Genomic DNA, 19,231 nt, shown 5'->3' with positions numbered 1-19,231 from the left:
GTCGGGCTCAGCGCCCGGTGAACGTCTCGCGCAGCCGGCTGAACAGCCCGCCGCCGCCGTGCGAGGACTGGACCTCGGGAACGTCGCGGCCGCGGCGGCTTTTCAGCTCGCGCAGCAGCTCGGCGTCATGGTGGTCGAGCCGGGTGGGGACCAACACCTCGACGTGCACGTGCAGATTGCCGCGCACCCCGGACCGCAGGTGCGGCATTCCGTGGCCGCGCAGGGTGATCACCGCCCCCGGCTGCGTGCCGGCCGGGATGGTGATCTCGCTCATGCCGTCCAGGATGGCGTCGATGTTGACCGTGGCGCCCAGCGCCGCGTCCCACATCGGCACCGAGACCGTGCAGTGCAGGTCGTCACCCTCGCGGACGAAGATGTCGTGGGGCTGCTCGTGGACCTCGACGTACAGGTCGCCGGCGGGTCCGCCGCCGGGGCCCACCTCGCCCTGGGCCGCGAGGCGGACCCGCATGCCCTCGGCGACGCCGGCCGGGATCTTGACGCTGATCTCGCGGCGGGCGCGCACCCGGCCGTCGCCCATGCACTGGTGGCAGGGGTCGGGGATGACGACGCCGACGCCGCGGCAGGTCGGGCACGGCCGCGACGTCACCATCTGGCCCAGCAGCGAGCGCTGCACGGTCTGCACCTCGCCGCGACCGCCGCAGGTGTCGCACGGAATGGGCGCAGAGTCGCCGTTGGTGCCCTTGCCCTGGCACCGGTCGCACAGGACGGCGGTGTCGACGGTGACCTGCTTGGTCACGCCGGTCGCGCACTCTTCGAGGTCGAGCCGCATCCGCAGCAGCGAGTCCGAACCCGGCCGCACGCGCCCGATCGGGCCGCGTCCGGTTGAGCCCTGGCCGAAGCCCCCGCCGAAGAACGCCTCGAACACGTCGCCCAAATTGCCGAATCCACTGAACCCGGCCCCCGCCGTGGCGGCGTTCTCCAGCGGGTCGCCGCCCATGTCCACGATGCGGCGCTTCTCGGGGTCGCTGAGCACCTCGTAGACCGCGCTGATCTCCTTGAACTTCGCCTGCGCCGCCTCGTCGGGGTTGACGTCGGGGTGCAACTCGCGGGCCAGCTTGCGGTAGGCGCGCTTGATCTCCGCGTCGCTGGCGTTCCTGCTCACGCCGAGCAGCCCGTAGTAATCGCGTGCCACGCTTGACTCTCCTATGACTGGGGGTGATCGCGCCTAAGCATTGTGTGGGTGCCCATTCACCGGGCACCCAGGACTTCGCCGATATAGAGAGCAACCGCCGCGACGCTGGCAATAGTTCCCGGATAATCCATTCGGGTGGGCCCCAGCACACCCATGCCGCCGTACACGGTATCCGACGTGCCGTAGGCGGTGGTCACCATCGCGGTGCCGGCCATCTCCTCGACGGCCGTCTCGTGCCCGATGCGCACCGTCACCTTGCCGGCCTCCTGCTGGGCCGCCAGCAACCGCAGCACCACGACCTGCTCCTCGAGGGCCTCGAGGATCGAGCGCAGCGAACCGCCGAAGTCGGCGGCGTTGCGGGTCAGGTTGGCGGTGCCGCCCATCAGCAGGCGCTCCTCGGTGTGTTCGACCAGCGACTCGAGCAGCACGGTCGCCGAGCGGCCGACGGCGTCGCCCAACCCGTCCGGGCTGCGCAGCTGGCCCGCGAGGTCGGCCACCGCGACCGACGCCGCCGGGAGCTTCTTGCCCACCAGCGCCTGGCCCAGCATCTCGCGCAACTGGGACAGCTGATGGTCGTCGATCACGTCGCCGAGTTCGACGATGCGCTGGTCCACCCGGCCGGAGTCGGTGATGACGACCATCAGCAGCCGGGCGGGGGTCAGCGCGATCACTTCGAGGTGGCACACGGTGGACGCGGTCAGGGTCGGGTACTGCACCACCGCCACCTGGCGGGTCAGCTGGGCCAGCAGCCGGACCGCGCGGCGCAGCACGTCGTCGAGATCGACGCCGGACTCGAGGAAACCCTGGATCGCGCGTCGCTCGGCGGCCGACAGCGGCTTGACGTCGGCGAGCCGGTCGACGAATTCGCGGTAACCCTTCTCGGTGGGCACCCGCCCGGAGCTGGTGTGCGGCTGGGTGATGTAGCCCTCGGCCTCGAGCACCGCCATGTCGTTGCGGACGGTCGCGGAGGACACACCCAGGTTGTGGCGCTCCACGAGGCTCTTCGATCCGATCGGCTCCTGGGTGGCCACGAAGTCGGCGACGATGGCGCGCAATACCTCGAAACGACGATCGTCTGCACTACCCACTGGTTGTCACCTCCTCGATACCGTGTTGACCGCGTTCATTTTACGGTGTCGGGACGTGCCGACCGCCAATCAGCGAGCCGCGCGCGGAAACTATCAATCGCTGGGAAAACCAAATCCGGCTAGCCTGTCCTGCATGAACGGCTCGGGCCGAGGCGACGCGGCGGGGAAGACCCGCCGATGATCTTCAAGGGCGTGCGCGACGGCAAACCGTATCCCGAGCACGGTCTGTCGTATCGGGATTGGTCGCAGATTCCGCCGCAGCAGATCCGGCTCGACGAATTGGTGACGACGACGACCGTGCTCGCGCTCGACCGCCTGCTCTCGGAGGACTCCACCTTTTACGGCGACCTCTTTCCGCACGCCGTGAAGTGGAAGGGCATCACCTATCTGGAGGACGGCCTGCACCGCGCGGTGCGCGCGGCCTTGCGGAATCGCACCGTGCTGCACGCCCGCGTGTTCGACATGGATATGCCGGTGAGCCACAGGTAGTGGCGAGTGCGGGTGCCCCGGTCACGTTTTCGCCCCGGCGGGTGTCGAGGTAGTGAGACCGAGTTCCACGCGCACGATCCAGGAGGGCCGCCATGTCCCGGCTGCAGGGAGTCTCCGACCGCGAAGCCGGCCTCGGCGCCCGGCTCGCGTTCTTCTTCACCCGACGCAAGCTGGCCCGGATGGCCGGGCTGGAAACGGCGCGGATGCTCGAGCCCCTGCGGCTGTACGCGCACATCCCGCGGTTGCTCAACGCCTACGGCAGGTTGGAGCAAGCCGAGTCGAAGCTTGACGTCCTCAGTCCCCGCCAGCGCGCGCTGGCCGAGCTGAAGTCGGCGACGACCGTGCGCTGTGAGTACTGCATCGACCTCGGTTCGCAGATCGCCCGCCAGTGGGGCATCACCGACGAGGAGCTGCTGGCGCTCGCCGACTACCGCAACGCCTCCTGCTTCTCGCCGGCCGACAAGCTGATCCTGGACTACGCGACGGCGGTCAGCCGCACGCCGGTCGAGGTGCCCGACCGGCTCTTCGACGCGTTGCGCGCGCACTTCGACACCGCCCAGCTCGTGGGCCTCACCCACGTCATCACGCTGGGCAATCTGCGGGCCCGCTTCAACGTCGCGCTCGGCATCGGGTCGTCCGGCTTTTGTGGCGACCGGGTGTGCGCGCTGCCGGATCGCGGCACGTAGCCGTGGACGCGTCGCTGACGGAACGATTCGAGGCGGCCCGCCCGCGGCTCGGCGCGCTGGCCTACCGCATGCTGGGCTCGGTCGACGACGCCCAGGATGCCGTGCAGGAGGCGTGGTTGCGCCTGAGCGCGGACACCGGCGAGACGATCGCCAACCTCGATGCGTGGCTGACGACCGTGGTGGCGCGCATCTGCCTCAACGCGCTGCGCGACCGCCACGCCCGCGGCCGCGAGGAGCTGGTCGCGCGGCTGCCGGACCCGATCGTCGACGCCGACGGCGAGAGCGACCCCGAGCACCGGGCGCTACTGGCGGACGCGGTGGGGCTGGCACTGTTCGTGGTGCTGGACACGCTGCCGCCGGCCGAACGGCTGGCGTTCGTGCTGCACGACGTGTTCGCAGTCCCGTTCGACCGGATCGCACCCATCGTCGAGCGGACGCCGGAGGCGACCCGCAAGCTGGCCAGCCGGGCGCGCCGGCGCATCGCGGAGGCGCACCCGGTCCCCGACGGGGACCTTGGTGCCCAGCGCGACGCCGTCGACGCCTTCTTCGCGGCGGGCCGCTCCGGCGACTTCGACCGGCTGGTGTCCGTGTTGCACCCCGACGTGGTGTTGCGCGGGGACTTCGGCCCCCACGCCCCCGCGTTCCGCGCCGACGGCGCCGCCACGGTGGCCAAGCTGGCCCGCGGCTACGCCGCCCCCGAGCGGGAGGTGCGCGCGGCCACCGTCAACGGAACCGCCGGAGCCGTCATCGCCGTCGCGGGGCGACCCACGGCGATCATGGCCTTCCTGGTGCGCGGCGGGCGGATCGCGGCCATCGACGTACTGGCCGACCCCGAGCGCGTCGCCCGGGTCACTGACCGGCAGCCTGCAGCAGCTCCATCGCCGAAGCCCGGGACAGCACCCAGCCGCCCTGGTTGACGAAAGTGACATTCTGGGTGATCGGGCTCGGGATCTTGGGGCCCGAGACGGCGACGTCCGCCGTGGCCGAACCGCCGGCGGCCGGTTGGATGTTGGTGACGGTGAACGCCAGCGGCAGGTCGCCGTTCTTGTCCGCCTTCTTCAGCTTCTTGTCCGCGACGTGCGCTTCCATCCCGCCGATGCCGCCTTCGACGAGGTTGCTCTTGTTGGCGAACGGCACGTTTGGATCGGCCAGGCCGGTCAGGATGCCGGTCAGCTGCGGCGCGGTCGGGACTCCGGCGGCGGGGGCGGGCGCCGGCGGCGGGTCCTGCGGCAGTGGCGCGCCGAGCGCCGACAGCTGCACCCGGGCCGGCTCGCCCGTCGGGGCCGCCGCGACGGACGTCACGGCGACGGCCGCCGCACCGATTGCCACCGTGGCCGCAGCGCTCGTCGCAATGGATCTCATGGTCACTCGCATGGTCGGGTCCTCCCCTGGTTTGGTTGCTGCGCGTGCGGTGACGCTACGGCCGGCCGCTATGCACCCGCACAGAGAAGTCTGTGCCGCCGCTGTGTGCCGGCCCAGCGGACCGGCTACGCCGTCGCCGCCTGCAAGAGGGCGATCGCCGCGTCGTGCTGCAGGATCCAGTTGCCGTCCTGGTTGACGAAAAATAGGTGTTTGGTGACCGGCCCGGCAAACTTCGGACCGGAGATGGCGACGTCGGCCTGGGCCGCATCGGGCCCGGCCGGCGCGATGTTCGTCACGGCGAACGTCTCCGGAAACTTGCCGTCGCGGTAAGCCTTGCGCAGGTCGTGATCGGCGAGATGGCCCTCGTCCGGTGAGATGCCGTTCTGGACCAGGCTCGTCTTGGTCGTGTACGACACGCCCGGATCGGTGACCTGGTTGCACAGGCTGGACAACTGGTCGGCCGTCGGCAGGCCCGGGGCCGGCGGTGGGTCCTGCGCGAACGGCGCGGCGCCCGCCGCGGGCACCAGGCCCGTGGCCGCGGGACCGACAATGCCGAGGGCCGCCACTGTGGTGGCGGCGGCTGTTATTCGCATGAAAAGCTTCCCCCTCCGATTCGCATGGACCCGGTGACCGGCGGTCCCCAATCGCCCACGGTGTCGAGAAGCACAATTCTGCCGGGTGCGCCCGCGGTTGCGGGTCTCGGGTGGGTCACGGTTGCGACACGCCGCGTTCAGTCGGCGCCGGCCATCGCCTCGCGCAGGGTCTTCGGACGCATGTCGGTCCAGTGGCGCTCGATGTACTCCAGGCAGCGGTCGCGGCTCTGCTCGCCGTACGCCACCCGCCAGCCGGCCGGGACGTCGGCGATGGCCGGCCACAGGCTGTGCTGCTCCTCGTCGTTCACCAGCACCAGGAACACGCCGGTGTCGTCATCGAAGGGGTTGGTGCTCATCGCGTCTCCTTGTCGTGTCGTGTTTGGCGGGGCCCGCCGCGGCAACCGTCGCGCCCAACACCCGGTCCGACAACAGCCCGAGGCAGCTCAGGTTGGGGAAGCCGGGGCCTTGCGTGAGCCCGGACAGGTTGGGCAGGAACAGCTTTGGCGTGAGGTCTGCGACGGACAGGTCGTAGCCGATGGCTTCCTGCAGGCTGTCGGCGTCGAGCGGCCGGCCCAGCGCCAGCTCGAGCAGGTCGAGGGCGTCCCCGCGGAACAACGACGTGAACCACAGCGGGTCGGCGCCCGAACCGTCGATGACGAGGTCGAAGCCGCGCACGGTTTCGACGTGCTCCGCACCGCGATTGGTCGACAGGGTCAAGCGGATCTGTCCCTGCCGGGCCACGGCGTGGGCCACCCGGCCACGCAGGTGGTGGATGCGGTCGTCGGACAGCAGCGCCTCCTGCACGCTCGCCGAGAAAACGCCGCGGTCGGTCCGCGCCAGCGCGTCGCGCCGCTCGTCAATCGTCAACGCCCCCCAATCGGTGGGGTCGGAGAACAGGGAGTTCTCGAAGAAGCCCTCGCCGCGGGTGAACAGCGTCACCTGTGGGGAGATGACGGTGATGGTCGAAACCCGATGCCGGAACAGCTCGTTGAGCATCGACGCGGCCGTCTCTCCCCCGCCGATCACCGCGACCCGCTCGGCGGTGATCCGGTCATGGCCCGCGGCGCGATCCCAGAACTGCGCGATGGACAGCACCCGCGGATTGCCGGGCAGCAGCGACTTCTCCGCCTGGCCCGGCCCGGTGATCATCAGCGCGTCGGCGTGCACGGTGGTTTCGTGGGTGCGCACCGCCCAGCGGTCGCCGGCGACGGCCAGCTCGTCGACCTCGCCGTGCACCACGTCCAGACCGACGTGGTCGGCCACCCACGCCAGGTATTGGCTCCACCGGCGATGGGTGGGTGCCGGTCTGCCGCGGTCGATCCATTCGGCGAACGACGCCGTGGCGATGAGGTACGACTGCCAGCTGTAGCGGGTCATCCGTTCGTCGAGTTCGGCGTTGCGGCGCGCGACCAGCGTCGACCGGTAGGGAAATCCGACGTCCTTCTCCGGGCTGGTGCCCAGCCGATGCGCCCCGTCGGTCCAGCCACCACTGGCCTGCCAGTTCGCCCCGACGGCGGTCCGCTCGATCGCGATCACCTCGGGCACCTGCACCCCCATGTCCCGCAGGGCCTTTGCCTTCGCGGCCACGGCCACCGCCTTCGCCCCGGCTCCCAGGATCGCCAATGTGCTCATCTCACCAACTCCGTCAGCGATTCGATCCAGATCTCCTGCAACGCAGCGATATCCGTGTGACCCAGGATGTCGGGCAGCGCACGCCACTGCGTGACCAGCATCCGGTCCTCGGTCCCCAGGATTCCGGCCAGCAGGGTGAGCTCGTGGCGCACCGCCTGGCCGGGTTCGGGCACCGGACCCACCTCGGCCATCAGTTCGCGGTCGAGCGTCAGCGTCCCGACGCCGGTGTGGACGCCGCCGAGGTAGTTCAGCAGCAGTTGGGGTTCGGGGTACTCGGCCAGCCGGGCATCGGGCCGCAGGTACCGCAGCAGGCCGTAGTCGATTGGGCTGCCGGGGATTCGGGCGCGGTCAGAAGGGCCGTCGGTGTGGACGCGCACAGGGTAGATCGCGCTGAGCAGCCCGACCGTGTCGGCGGTGTCGGCCGCTTCTTCGATGGCCTCGACGTCGCGGCCGTGGGTCTCCAGCGCCAATAGCGGTGCCGGGGTGTCCTGCCCTCGGCGCCGCCGCCACTCGGTCACGGTCCGCGCGGTCGCGGTGATCAGCAGGTCGCCGACGGGTTGCCGCATGGAGAGCAAGCGGGCGGTCAGGTCGGCCCCGCAGGCCGCCACACTGATGGCGAGATCACCCACCCGGTCGGTGTTCGGGTTCACCCTGCGGGCGCCGAGGGGCGGGTCGTCCCCCGCGAGTTCACCGGCCCAAAAAGGCTCGGTATCAACGGTTCTGGCGCGCTCGGTAAGCCGCCGCGCCCATTGCCGGTAGGTGGTGTGCTCGCGCGCCGCGGTCGGGGTGCGCCCGGCGGCAAGCGCGTACAGCCCGGCGTCGAGCTCACCGAGGACGATGCGCCAGGACGCCGGGTCCATCGCCAGCACGTGGGCCGTCAGCAGCAGCACTCCGGGCCCGTCGGGCCGGCGCAGCCATACCGCCGACAACAGTCGACCGGTCTCGGGATTCAGGCGCTCCAGCCCCTCGACGACGTGCGCCGCGACGTCGTTTGCGAGCGGTCCGCTGCCCCACGCCTCGGTCAAAACCCATCCCTGCGATTGCGGCACGAGGGTCATCGACCCGCGGTCCAGGCGGCACCGCAGCACCTCGTGCCCGTCGACGACCGCGCCCAGCAGCGCCTCGAGGCCGTCGCGGGTCATCGTGTCCGGCAGCCTGATGACCTCGGTCTGGGCCAGCCGGCGCGGGTCGCCGTGCTCGTAGAGCCAATAGGCGTTGGGCAGCAGCGGGATCGGTCCGTCGTCCTGCGTCGCGGGCCGCCGGGGCGTGACGTCGGAGTCGATCGCCGCGGCGAGTTCGCGGATGGTGTCGCACCGCGCCAGCAGCCGGGCCCGCAACCGGATGCCGTGGCGGCGGGCGGCCTGCACGACCGACAGGGCCGCGAGGCTGTCGAGGCCCATCTCCAGGAAACCGGCCGTGACGTCGACCTCCGCGGCGCCCAGCACGTCGGTGACGGCCGCGGCCAGCGCCTCCTCGGTCGGCGTCTGCGGCGCGGTGGCCGGGCGCTCGACGAGATCGATTGCCGCCAGCGCGGTTTCGTCGATCTTGCCGTGCCGGGTCAGGGGCAGCTCGTCGAGCACCACGATGTGATGGGGCACCAGGTAGCGGGGCAGCCGCTCGGCCAGCATCGAACGCAATTCGGCCGCGGGGGGCGGATTCGGGCCGCCCGCCACATACGCGGTGAGCCGGGGGCCGCTCGCGTGGCGGCGAGCGGTCACGTGGGCGGCGCTCACCCGGTCGTGGCCGGTGAGCACCGCGGCGATCTCACCGGGCTCGACACGGAAACCGCGGACCTTCAGCTGATCGTCGGTGCGCCCGAGGAATTCCAGGGCGCCGTCGGGCGTCCGGCGCACGACGTCCCCGGTGCGATACATCCGGCCGCCGCCGCCGTGGGGGTCGGCGACGAACCGCGCGGCGGTCTCGCCGGGGCGCCCGAGGTAGCCGCGGGTCAGTTGATCGCCGGCCAGGTACAACTCGCCGGCCGCGCCGCCCGGTACCGGTCTCAGCCACGGGTCCAGGACGTAGGCGCGGGTGCCGCGGGTCGGGCGTCCGATGGAGAGTCGCGGGTACTCGTCGACGGCGGCGACGACCGCCTCGACGGTGGTCTCCGTGGGGCCGTAGCAGTTGAAGGCCGCCATTGCGGTTGCGGCGCAGTGTTCTTGGATCGCCCGCCACGCCGTGCCGCCCAGCGCCTCACCGCCGAGCGCCAGGACGGCCAGCGGCAGCTGCAGCAGGCCCGCGGCGCGCAGCTGGGCGAACATCGACGGCGTGGTGTCGATCATGTCCAGGCCGAACCGATCGATGACCTCGACCAGCGCCTCGGCGTCCCGCTGGCACTCGGCGTCGACGACGTGCACCGAGTGACCGTCGAGCATTGCGGCCAGCGGCTGCCACGCCGCGTCGAAGGTGAATGACCAGGCGTGCGCGACGCGCAGCGGTCGCCCGACTCGCGCGGCGGCCGGCCGCAGGACACGCTCGATGTGGTCGTCGATGTACGCCGACAGCGCCGCGTGGGTGCCGATCACGCCCTTGGGGGCGCCGGTGGTGCCGGAGGTGAAGACCGCGTAGGCCGCGTGCTCCGGCGGCACGTCGGCCGACCGGTAATCGGCCGGTACGGCAACGCAATCCGAGTAATAGTCCTCGTCGAGGATCACCGGGGCCGACGTCTGGCGCAAGATCTCGGCGACCCGCCCGTCGGGCATCGCGGGGTCGAGCGGCACGATCGTGCCGCCGGCCTTGAGCACGCCGAGCATCGCGGCGACGTAGTTGGGACCACGCGGCAGCATGATCGCCACGGGCGTCTCCCCCACCACGCCCGACCGGCTCAGCGCCCCGGCGACCCGGTCGGCGAGCGCGTCGAGTTCGCGGTACGTAAGCCGGCCGCCGGCCCAGCTGACCGCGACCGAATCGGGTTGGGCCGAAGCCACTTCCGTGAAGCGGCTGTGCACCGCGACCGTCGAGGTGGGCGGCGACGGTGGCGTGCGCGGATGCGCGTCCCGCTCGCGGTCGAGCAGGAGGTCGAGCTCGCGCAGCGGCCGGCCCCATGCGTCGACCACCCGGCGCGCCACCGCCAGCAGCCGCCCGCCGAGGTCCTCGGGCGCCGTCGCGCCCAGCGCCCCGTCAAGCACCTCGACGAAAACGGTGAGCTCCCCCGCGCTCAGGTGGGCGGCGATCGTGACCGGAAAATGCGACACGCTCTCCAGCGCCGCCGGGCGGAACGTGACGCCGTTGGCCACGAACTCGCTGGCGCCGACCACCGCGCCGGGAGGGAAGTTCTCGTACACCAGCAGGGTGTCGAAGATCTCGCCGATGCCGGCGATCGCGCGCAGCTCGGCATGTCCGAGGTAACTGTGGTCGCGCAGCGCCGCGAACTCGCGTTGCAGGGCAACGCAGTGCGCGCCCACCGTCGCGCGGGGGTCCAGCCGGACCCGCAGCGGCACGGTGTTGATGAACATGCCGACCATGGTGTCCACGCCGGACAGTTCGCCGGGCCTGCCCGACACCGTCACGCCGAACGCCACGTCGCTGCGACCGGTCATGCCGGAAAGAATTGCCGCCCAAGCTAATTGGATGACGGTGTTGAGCGTAACCCCGCGGCCACGGGCCGCGCGGGCCAGGGCCGTCGTGGCCTCGGGTTCCAGGCGCAGCACGGTGCGGCGCGGGATGCCCGCCTCGGGCGGGGCGGCGGTGAGCGCGGGCGAGAGCAGGGTCGGACCGTCCATGCCGTTCAGGTGCTCGGCCCACAGCGCCCGGCTGTCGTCCCGGTCGCGGTCGGCCAGCCAGCCGATGTAGTCGCGGTAGGGCCGCGGCGGCGGCGGCAGGGCGGCGGTGTCACCGGCCGCCCGGTACAGGGCGAGAAGCTCCGAGACCAGCAGCGGCAGCGACCATCCGTCGATGACGATGTGATGGGCGACGATGGTCAGCCGCCAACGCCGTTCGGGCATCTCGATGAGCAGGAAGCGCAGCAGCGGTCCGCGGCCCATGTCGAAACGGCGGCGGCGCTCGTGCGTTTCCAGCGCCTCGACGTCCTCCGGCAGCGCGCGCACGCACCGCCAGGGCACCTGCACGGCGGTCGGTATCACCTGCACCGGCCGGCTCAGGTCACCGTGGACGAAACTGGCCCGAAGGTTGGGGTGGCGGGCGAGCAGCGTCGCGGCGCAGTCCCGCAACAGGTCGGCGTCAAGCGGGCCGGAGACGTCGGCCGCCATCGCGATGACGTAGGGGTCGGCGGCATCGCCGGCCTCGGCGTCCGTGAGCGCCGCCATCGAGAACAACCCCTGTTGCAGGGGACTCAGCGCCATCACGTCTTCGATGGCCGCGGCGGCGGCTCGTTCCTCGGCGCGTGTCACGACCGGTCACCCCAGGACGAGGTGAGTTTCGCCAGCTCGTCGGCGGCCAGCCCCGATGTGGTCATCGGCGCGTAATGCGTTTGGGTGAGCCGGCTTTGGGTCCCCTCTTCGATCGCGGCGGCGAGTTGGGCGAGCACCGGGTGCTCGAAGATCATGCGCGGGTTCAGCGGCAGTCCGGCGTCGCGCGCCCGCGCGGCCACCCGGACCGCGAGGATGCTGTCCCCGCCGAGGTCGAAGAAGTCGTCGTGGCGCGACACCTCCGCGGCCTCGAGAACGTCGGACAGGATGTCCGCCAGCGCGCGCTCGGTGGCGGTGATCGGGGTTTCGCGGGGGCGGCCGGCGGGCGCCGGGGGCGTGACCGGTTGCGCGTCTTCGAGCAGTTCCAGTTGCCCATCGTCGCCCCAGACGCCGCGCTCACCGCTGCGGTAGAGGCGCGACCCCGGTTGCGCCGCAAAGGGATTGGCGACGAAGCGGGCCGCGGTCAGCGATGGAGCCGCCAGCCGGGCGATCTCGGCCGGGCCGCCGCCGTAGTACACGTCGCCCACGACGCCGACCGGCACCGGCTTCAGCGCGGCGTCCAGCAGGTAGGTCTGCGTGGCGCCCGAGCGGTCCAGGATGCGCTGCCGTTCACCGGGACCGGCGATCTCGAGCTCCCGCAGGTGTTGGTCCGGGTGGTGTGCGAACGCCTCGACGACCCGGACCAGCCAGTCGGCGAACCGCCGCGCGGTCTGGCGTTTGTAGAGTTCGGGGCGGTAGATGACGTGGCCCCGGTAACCGCCCCCGGCGTCGGGGTCGGAGGCGAAGAAGTTCACCGACATGTCCGCGTGCGCGACGTCGAAGTCCGGCTCCAGCGCGGTGAAGGTGGTGTCACCGTCGACGACGCGGCCCTGCGGCAACTGTTCGCGAACGTGGACCACCACGTCGAACAGCGGATTTCGCGACGGCGACCGCGCGGGGCTGACGGCGTCCACCACCCGGTCGAACGGCAGGTCCTGATGTGCGTACGCCGCAAGGGCCATCGCCCTGGTGCGCCGCAGCACCTCGCGCAGCGTCGGATCGCCGCGCAAGTCGTTGCGGAGCACCAGGATGTTGATGAAGAACCCGAGCAGGCGATCGAGTTCGGGTTCGCCGCGCCCGGCCACCGGCGTGCCGAGGGGGATGTCGGGGCCGCCCCCGGCCGCGTGCAGCACCACCGCGACGGCCGCCTGCAGCAGCATGAACTCGGTGATGCCGAGTTCGCGGCTCAGGGCGGTCAACCGGGCGCGGATCGCGGCCCCAGTAGTCGCGTTGCGGTCCGGCGATGCCCGCGGCGTCGTCGAGCAGCGCCGCCTGCCACTCGGCGTAGTCGGCGTACTGCACGGGAAGCGGTTCCCACGAGGGCGGTTGCCCGCCGCGGCGGGCGCGGTAGGCGCTCAGCAGGTCGGTGAACAGCACTCCCGCCGACCAATGGTCGCCGGCGATGTGGTGCACCACCAGCGACAGCACGGTGCGGTCGGGCGCGCTCAGCAGCGCGGCCCGCACGGGCCAGTCGTTCTCCAGGTCGAACACGTGCCGCCGCTCGGAATCGAGTTCGGCCCGCAGCCAATCCCCGTCCGGCCCCTCGGCGCGGCGCACCGGCACCGTCCCGGCGGGGTGAACGACTTGATTTGGTACGCCGTCGATTTCGCGATACGTGGTGCGCAGGATCTCGTGCCGCGCCACGACGTCGGACACGGCCGCCGCCAGCGCGTCGGCGTCACACGGGCCGCGCAGCTCCGCGGTGAACGGGATGTTGTTGGCGGAGCTCGGCCCGTCGAAGCGATAGGTGAACCAGCTGCGCAGCTGCGACGACGACAACCGCGCCGCCCCGTCGCGCCGGACCGGCGTCAACCGCGGTCGTGCGGGGCCGGGATCCGCCGTGTCGACGTGTTCGGCGATCCTGGCCACGGTGGCCAGTTCGAAGATCTCCCGGACCCCGATGTCGACGCCGAAGGTGTTGCGCACTCCCGCGACGAGTTTGGTCGCGAGCAGGGAGTGCCCACCGAGGTCGAAGAACGAGTCGTCGGCGCCGACCCGGTCGCGGCCCAGCAGCTGGGCGAACAGTCCGGCAATACGGCGCTCGCCGGCCGTTTCCGGTTCGCGGTACTCGGCCCCGGAGACGACCTCGGGGACCGGCAGGGCGGCGCGGTCGATCTTGCCGTGCGGGGTGATCGGTATCTCGTCGAGCACGACGTAGGCCGCGGGAACCATGTATTCCGGCAGTGCCGCCGCCACTCTCGCCCGGATCCGGTCGATGTCGACGCGACCAACGGGGGCCGGGCCGACATCGTCCGCCGCGGCCCGCGCGGGCGTGACGTAGCCGACCAGGCTCTTGCCCAACCGGGGCAGGTCGCCGACCACCACGACGGCTTGCCCGACCGTCGGATCGACTGCGATCGCCGCGGCGACGTCGCCGAGTTCGATTCGGAAACCGCGGATCTTGACCTGTTCGTCGGCGCGCCCGACGAACTCGACGTCGCCGTCGGCGTTGCGGCGCGCGAGGTCCCCGGTGCGATACATCCGGGCACCGGGGTTGAACGGGTCGGCGACGAACCGCTCGGCGGTCAGCCCGGCGCGGCGATGGTAGCCATGCGCCAGATGCCCTCCGCCGAGATAGATTTCGCCGATCACCCCGACCGGCACCGGCTGCAGCGCGTCGTCGAGCAGGTGCATGGTGGTGTTGATCTTGGGCCGGCCGATCGGCACGATGCGGGTGCCCTGCGGGCCCTCCACCTTGTACCGGCTCGCATTGATCACGGTTTCGGTGGGGCCGTAAAAATTGTGCAGCAGCGCGTCGAAGGTGGCGCGGAACTTGTCGGCCACCTCACCGGGCAGCGGTTCGCCGCCAATGGGCACCCGCTGCAGCGTCCGCCACTGGTTGACACCCGGCAGCGACAGAAACAAGCCGAGCAGCGACGGCACGAAATGCATTGCCGTGATGGCCTGTTCGTGCAAAAGGCCGGTGAGATAGCCGATGTCGCCGAGTCCGCCGGGCCGCGGGATCACCAGCCGCGCCCCGCAGGCCAGGGTGCCGAAGATCTCGGCGATCGACACGTCGAAGCTCGGTGAGGCGACCTGCAGCAGCCGGTCGGCGTGGTCGACGCCGTACTCACCCTTGAACCAGACGAAGTACTCCGCGACCGGACGGTGCGGCACCGCAACGCCTTTCGGCTGACCCGTGGTGCCCGACGTGTAGATCAGGTACGCGGTGTTGTCCGGGCGCAGCGGCCGGACACGGTCGGCGTCGGTCAGGTTGCCGGCGTGGTAGGCGGCCAGGTCGCGCACGGGCTCACGCAGCACCAGTGTCGCCTGGCAGTCATCGAGGATGAAGTCCAGCCGGTCCTGCGGGTAGGTGGGGTCCACGGGCACGTACACGGCGCCGGCCTTGGCGACCGCCAGCGCGGTGACGACCAGATCCGGCGACTTGTCGAGCAGCACGGCCACCCGGTCCTCGGCGCCCACGCCGCGTTCGGCGAGCCAGCGCGCCAACCGGTTTGCGGCCTCGTCGATGTCGCGATAGGTGAACTGGCGATCCTCGTAGACGACGGCGATCGCGTCCGGGGTCCGCGCGGCCTGGTCCGACACCAGGTCGGCGAGCGTCGCGGGGGCGGCGTCGAAGTGCTCGCCCCGCGAGACCCCCCGCAGCCAAGCGGTGTCGGCGTCGTCCATCAGCGCCAGCCGCGCCAGCGTCGCCTCGGGCCGGGCGAGGGCGTCGTCGAGCAGGACGGCGAAGTGGGCCAGCATCTGGCGCGCCAAGGCCGGTTCGAGGACGTCCAGGAGGTGTTCGGCCTCGACCAAGGCGCCGGCGCTGTCGAATTCGACCATGAAGCCCAGCGGCAGCTGGGTGAGGTTGCCGCGCAGGTCGTAGCGCTCGCACGTCACGCCCGGTGGGCGGAATCCGCCGCCGTCGGGCTCGCGGAAGCCGAAGCTGACCCGCGTCATTCGTTCGGCGCCGTGCCGGCGATCCGGGTTCAGTTCGCGCACCGCGCGATCGAGCCCGACGCGTTGGTGCGCGAATGCCCCGGTGGCGACGTCGCGCGTCGACGCGAGCAGTTCCCGGAACGTCATGCCGGGGTGCGGTCGCAGCCGCAGCGCGACGGTGTTGCCGAAATACCCGATGGTGTCATCGGTTCCGGCACCGCGGTTGAGCACGGGCGTGGCGACGAGGAAGTCGTCGCTGTGCGTGTAGCGCTGCAGCAGGGCCGCGAACGCGGCAAGCAGCACCATGTAGGGGGTGCAGCCGGTGTCGCGCGCCACCGCCATCACCCGGTGGGCGGTGTCCCCGGGCAGCCGCAGCTCGCTGCGGGCCGCGCGCCAGCTGCCGGGCATGCCGGTGCCGGCGGGTCCGGGCAGCTCCAGCGGTTCCGGCGGATCGGCCATGACGGCCCGCCAGTAGTCGAGATCGGCGTCGACGGTGTCGGGCCCGGGCGGGGCCGTCAGGCGGCGTTCGGGCCCCAGGTCGGCACGCTGGTAGGCCTTCGTGAGGTCGGCGAAGAACACCCGCCACGAGCCGTCGTCCCACGCGATGTGGTGGGCGACCAGCAGCAGCACGTGCTCTTCGGGCGCCGTGCGCGCGACCGTGATCCGCAGGGGCGCGTCGGCGGAAAGGTCGAAGGGCGTGCAGAATTCGCGTTGCGCCAGCACCTCGAGCCGCAGCCGGCGCGCGGGTTCGGGAAGGTCGGTCAGATCGTGTTGGGCCCATCCCGGGCGGAGATCGTCGCGCACCACGGGCTTGGGGTCGCCCTCCGCGCCGACGGCGTAGGTGGTGCGCAGCACCCGGTGGCGCCGCGCGACGGCATCGACGGCCTCGCGCAGCCGGTCGAGATCGACGTCGCCGGTGATCCGGTAGGAGACACAGACGTTGAGCAGCGCGCCACTGGGGTCGGCCGCCTGCACGAACCACATGCGGGCCTGGCCGTCGGAGAGTTCGTCATCGGCGCCCGGGTCGGGTCTTTCGGCGTCGGAGGAGAGCCCGCGTTCGGCGAGCCGGCGACGCAGCAGCTCCAGTCGGGCGGCATCGAGCCGGGCGCCGGTGTCGATGTCAGTCACGCGCGATGTCCACTTTCTGTGCATGGTGGGGGCGCTCGCCGGCACCCTCGAGTTGTGCGATGAGTTCGCCGCCGGTGATCTCACCCATCAGCGTCGCCAACGACACCGTCCGGCCGATCACCCGGTTGAGGCGCTTGCGCAGGTCGAGTGCCGAGGCGGCGAGCAGCGGGTGCTCGCGGCCGGCGGCCAGCGCGCGCAACGCGTCGACCAACTCCGGGCGGTTGGCGGCACGAAGGACCGCGCGGTGACCGCGGACCCGGCGCGTCGTGTGCAGCTGGCGGGCCGCCTGGGTCACCGTCGTTTCGGGGAAGCGGTCGAGGTAGTCGGCGATGGCCCGGGCGTCCGCGCGGAGCAGGTCGTCGGCGTGGGCGCTCAGCACGACCGCGGTCCGCCCGTCGGGCAGTCGGGTGGGGGTCATCATGCGGCCCGGTGTACGTCGTCGGGCATGGAGACGATGAGATGGGTGTTGGTGCCGCTCATCCCGAACGCGGACACCGCCGCGATCCGCCGCCCGTCGACGGCCGGCCACGGGGTCAGCTTGTCGGCCAGCCGCAAACCCTGGCTTTCCCAGTCGATTTCGCGGCTCGGCTCGTCGACGTGCAACGTGGGCGGGATTGCGCCGTGTTGCGCCGAGAGCAGCACCTTGGCCAGCCCCAGCCCGCCCGCCGCGGCCTGTGCGTGCCCGACGTTGGACTTGACCGACCCCAGGAGCGGTCCGCGTCCCGCCGGCGCGATGCCGTAACTGGCGGCCAGGGCGAGCAGTTCGGTCCGGTCGCCGAGCCGCGTCCCGGTTCCGTGGCCTTCGACCATCCCGACCTCGACGGGCTCGGCCCCGGCGCGGGCGATGGCCCGCCGGAACAGGCGCAGCTGCGCCGCGCCGCTGGGCGCCGTCAGCCCGTTGCTGCGCCCGTCGGAGTTCAGGCAGCTGGCGCGGACCTCGGCCAGCACCCGACGACCGTCGGCCGCCGCCCTGGACCGGCGCTGCAGGACGAACATGGCCGCGCCCTCCGCCCAAACGGTCCCGCTCGCGTGCGCGCTGTAGGCCCGGCAGTGGCCGTCGTCGGAGAGCGCGTGCTGCTTGGAGAACTCGACGAAGTAGCCCGGGGTGCCCATCACACAGACGCCACCGGCCAGCGCGAGGTCGCAGTCGCCCGCACCGATCGCCGCGACCGCGGTGTGCAGCGCGGTCAACGACGACGAGCAGGAGGTGTCGATCGTCAGGGCCGGCCCGGCCAGGTCCAGCGTGTAGGCGATGCGCCCCGAGATCACCCCGAGCGACGTCCCGCTGATCAAATGCCCGCTGTGGTGCGAGAACTCGGAGAGGCCGGGCCCGTATTCGAGCGCGGAGGCGCCGACATAACAGCCCACGTCGTGACCCGCGAGGTCGTCGGGGTTGATCCCGCTGTTCTCCAGGCTGCGCCAGGCCAGCCGCAGCGCGACGCGCTGCTGGGGATCCATCGCCGTCGCCTCCCGGGGCGAGATGCGAAAAAACTCCGGGTCGAATGTCGTTGCGGTGGAGAGGAATCCGCCGAGGTTATGGATGGGTTTGAATCCGTCGCGGCGCGAGCCGTCGAACAGCTCGCGAAGCGCCCAGCCGCGATCGGTGGGAAACGGCCCCAGGCCCTCCCGCTGCTCGGACAGCAGTTCCCAATAGTCGTCCGGGGTTTCGACGCCGCCGGGCGCCTCCACGGCGAACCCGACGATGACGACCGGGTCGCTATCGGACATCGGCGCACACCATTCGGGCGACCGCGTCGAGGTGATCGTGGAGGTAGAAGTGTCCGCCGCCGAACGACGACTGGGTGAACCGGCCGGACGTGTGAGTTTCCCAGGCGCCCAGCATCTCGGGCGTGATCCGGTGGTCGGCGCTGCCGCCGAGCGCGTGGATTTCGGCGTCGATGCGCACGTCCGGACGGCACGAATAGGCGTTCAGGGCGCGGTAGTCGGCCTGCACGGCCCGCACCAGGAGTTCGACGAACTCCTCATCCTCCAACAGCGCCGGGTCGGTGCCACCGAGGTCGACCATGTCGGCCAAGACCCCACTTTCGCTGGTGGGCAACGGCCCGCCCGCACCGACCGACGAGGGCGCGTGGCCCGCCGACGCCCACAACACCCGCACCGGGACCCCGTTGCGTTCGGCGATCCGGGCGAACTCGAAGGCCACCACCGCGCCCATGCAATGGCCGAAGAGGCTCAGCGGAGCGGTCGCGCCCCCCCAGTCGCCCGCCTCGAAAAGGTCCAGGGCCAGGGCCTCGATGCTGTCCGCGGCGGGGTGGTTCCGCCGGTCGGCCCGCTGCGGGTACTGGACCAGGAAGGCGTCGAATTCGTTGGCCGACAGCGCCTTGGCCAGCGGGCGGTAGGCCGCAGCGGCGCCGCCCGCGTGCGGGAACACGATCACCGAGCCCCGCGCATCGCCACCGGTGAACCGCTTGACCCACGGCTGGAACTCGCGCCTGGTCGGCTTCTCGAGCGCGGACATCACCTCGGCCCCCGGCATGTCGACGATCTCCAGGTAAAGGTCGGCCACCGCCTCCAGCCGCTCGGCGCCGGTTTCCCGTTCGGCGAGCAGGCGGGCCAGGCCGGCCGGCGTCCTGGCGGCGAAGACGTCGGCGACCATCAGGCTCGGGGAATCCAGCCAGCGCCGGATGCCGGCGACGGCCTGCGTCGCCAGCACGGAATCTCCGCCGAGGGCGAAGAAGTCGTCGTGCACGCCCACGGTGTCGGCGTCGCGGTTCAGCAGGTCGGCGACGATGTGGCACAGCGCCCGCTCCAGCTGCGTTCGCGGCACCTCGTACCGCGCCGCGGTGTCCCC

At 71.5% G+C, this 19,231-nt stretch carries 12 protein-coding genes and 2 pseudogenes; 3 read left to right on the top strand and 11 right to left on the bottom strand.

The window, feature by feature from the left end; translation table 11 throughout:
- Positions 1-7: 7 nt before the first annotated feature.
- Positions 8-1,153, bottom strand: a complete 1,146-nt coding sequence (dnaJ, locus tag BN971_RS10010; RefSeq protein WP_085182927.1) for a molecular chaperone DnaJ — start codon at positions 1,151-1,153, stop codon at positions 8-10.
- Positions 1,154-1,209: 56 nt separating this feature from the next.
- Positions 1,210-2,241: a heat-inducible transcriptional repressor HrcA gene (gene hrcA / locus BN971_RS10005; RefSeq protein ID WP_085182928.1), complete on the bottom strand. Its 1,032-nt coding sequence runs from the start codon at positions 2,239-2,241 to the stop codon at positions 1,210-1,212.
- Between the two features lie 177 nt (positions 2,242-2,418).
- Between hrcA and BN971_RS10000 the strand changes: the two genes are divergently transcribed.
- The 3 genes from BN971_RS10000 to BN971_RS09990 all read left to right on the top strand — a co-directional run bounded on the left by BN971_RS10000 (position 2,419) and on the right by BN971_RS09990 (position 4,333).
- Entirely contained in the window at positions 2,419-2,730 is a 312-nt protein-coding gene (locus BN971_RS10000) for a type II toxin-antitoxin system VapB family antitoxin (protein ID WP_085182929.1), read from the top strand.
- Positions 2,731-2,822: 92 nt separating this feature from the next.
- Positions 2,823-3,416, top strand: a complete 594-nt coding sequence (locus BN971_RS09995; RefSeq protein WP_085182930.1) for a carboxymuconolactone decarboxylase family protein — start codon at positions 2,823-2,825, stop codon at positions 3,414-3,416.
- Positions 3,417-3,418: 2 nt separating this feature from the next.
- The gene (locus tag BN971_RS09990; protein ID WP_245837050.1) at positions 3,419-4,333 is read left to right on the top strand and encodes a sigma-70 family RNA polymerase sigma factor; all 915 of its coding nucleotides are present in this window, start codon (positions 3,419-3,421) and stop codon (positions 4,331-4,333) included.
- Here BN971_RS09990 and BN971_RS09985 read toward each other — a convergent pair.
- From BN971_RS09985 to BN971_RS09945, 9 genes and pseudogenes are all read right to left on the bottom strand, one after another.
- Positions 4,266-4,784, bottom strand: coding sequence for an MTB12 family secreted protein (locus BN971_RS09985; RefSeq protein WP_372512107.1), 519 nt, complete (start codon positions 4,782-4,784; stop codon positions 4,266-4,268). The genes BN971_RS09990 and BN971_RS09985 overlap by 68 nt on opposite strands.
- Positions 4,785-4,903: 119 nt before the next feature.
- Positions 4,904-5,371 (bottom strand): MTB12 family secreted protein, encoded by a 468-nt coding sequence (locus BN971_RS09980; RefSeq protein ID WP_085182933.1) that lies wholly within the window; start codon positions 5,369-5,371, stop codon positions 4,904-4,906.
- 137 nt (positions 5,372-5,508) lie between these two features.
- Entirely contained in the window at positions 5,509-5,727 is a 219-nt protein-coding gene (locus BN971_RS09975; RefSeq protein WP_085182934.1) for an MbtH family protein, read from the bottom strand.
- Complete coding sequence (mbtG, locus tag BN971_RS09970; protein ID WP_085182935.1) at positions 5,705-7,003, bottom strand: NADPH-dependent L-lysine N(6)-monooxygenase MbtG; 1,299 nt, start codon at positions 7,001-7,003, stop codon at positions 5,705-5,707. Before mbtG ends, BN971_RS09975 begins: the two co-directional genes overlap by 23 nt.
- Positions 7,000-11,304 (bottom strand): non-ribosomal peptide synthetase, encoded by a 4,305-nt coding sequence (locus tag BN971_RS09965; protein ID WP_085183253.1) that lies wholly within the window; start codon positions 11,302-11,304, stop codon positions 7,000-7,002. Before BN971_RS09965 ends, mbtG begins: the two co-directional genes overlap by 4 nt.
- 44 nt (positions 11,305-11,348) lie before the next feature.
- Positions 11,349-16,419, bottom strand: a pseudogene (locus tag BN971_RS09960) (amino acid adenylation domain-containing protein).
- 145 nt (positions 16,420-16,564) lie between these two features.
- Positions 16,565-16,837 (bottom strand): annotated as a pseudogene (locus tag BN971_RS24605) (KS-MAT linker domain-containing protein); the annotation flags it as partial.
- Positions 16,837-18,147 (bottom strand): beta-ketoacyl [acyl carrier protein] synthase domain-containing protein, encoded by a 1,311-nt coding sequence (locus BN971_RS09950; RefSeq protein WP_085182937.1) that lies wholly within the window; start codon positions 18,145-18,147, stop codon positions 16,837-16,839. The pseudogene BN971_RS24605 and the gene BN971_RS09950, both read right to left, overlap by 1 nt.
- Positions 18,137-19,231, bottom strand: a 1,095-nt coding sequence (locus BN971_RS09945; protein ID WP_249262713.1) for a thioesterase II family protein, incomplete at its 5' end; no start/stop codon positions are given. The genes BN971_RS09945 and BN971_RS09950, both read right to left, overlap by 11 nt.

This window comes from Mycobacterium bohemicum DSM 44277, assembly GCF_001053185.1.
In the GTDB taxonomy this organism is placed as follows: Bacteria; Actinomycetota; Actinomycetes; order Mycobacteriales; family Mycobacteriaceae; genus Mycobacterium; species Mycobacterium bohemicum.
The sequence above is the reverse complement of the archived record's forward strand: the minus strand, read 5'-3'. Positions and strand labels throughout refer to the sequence as shown.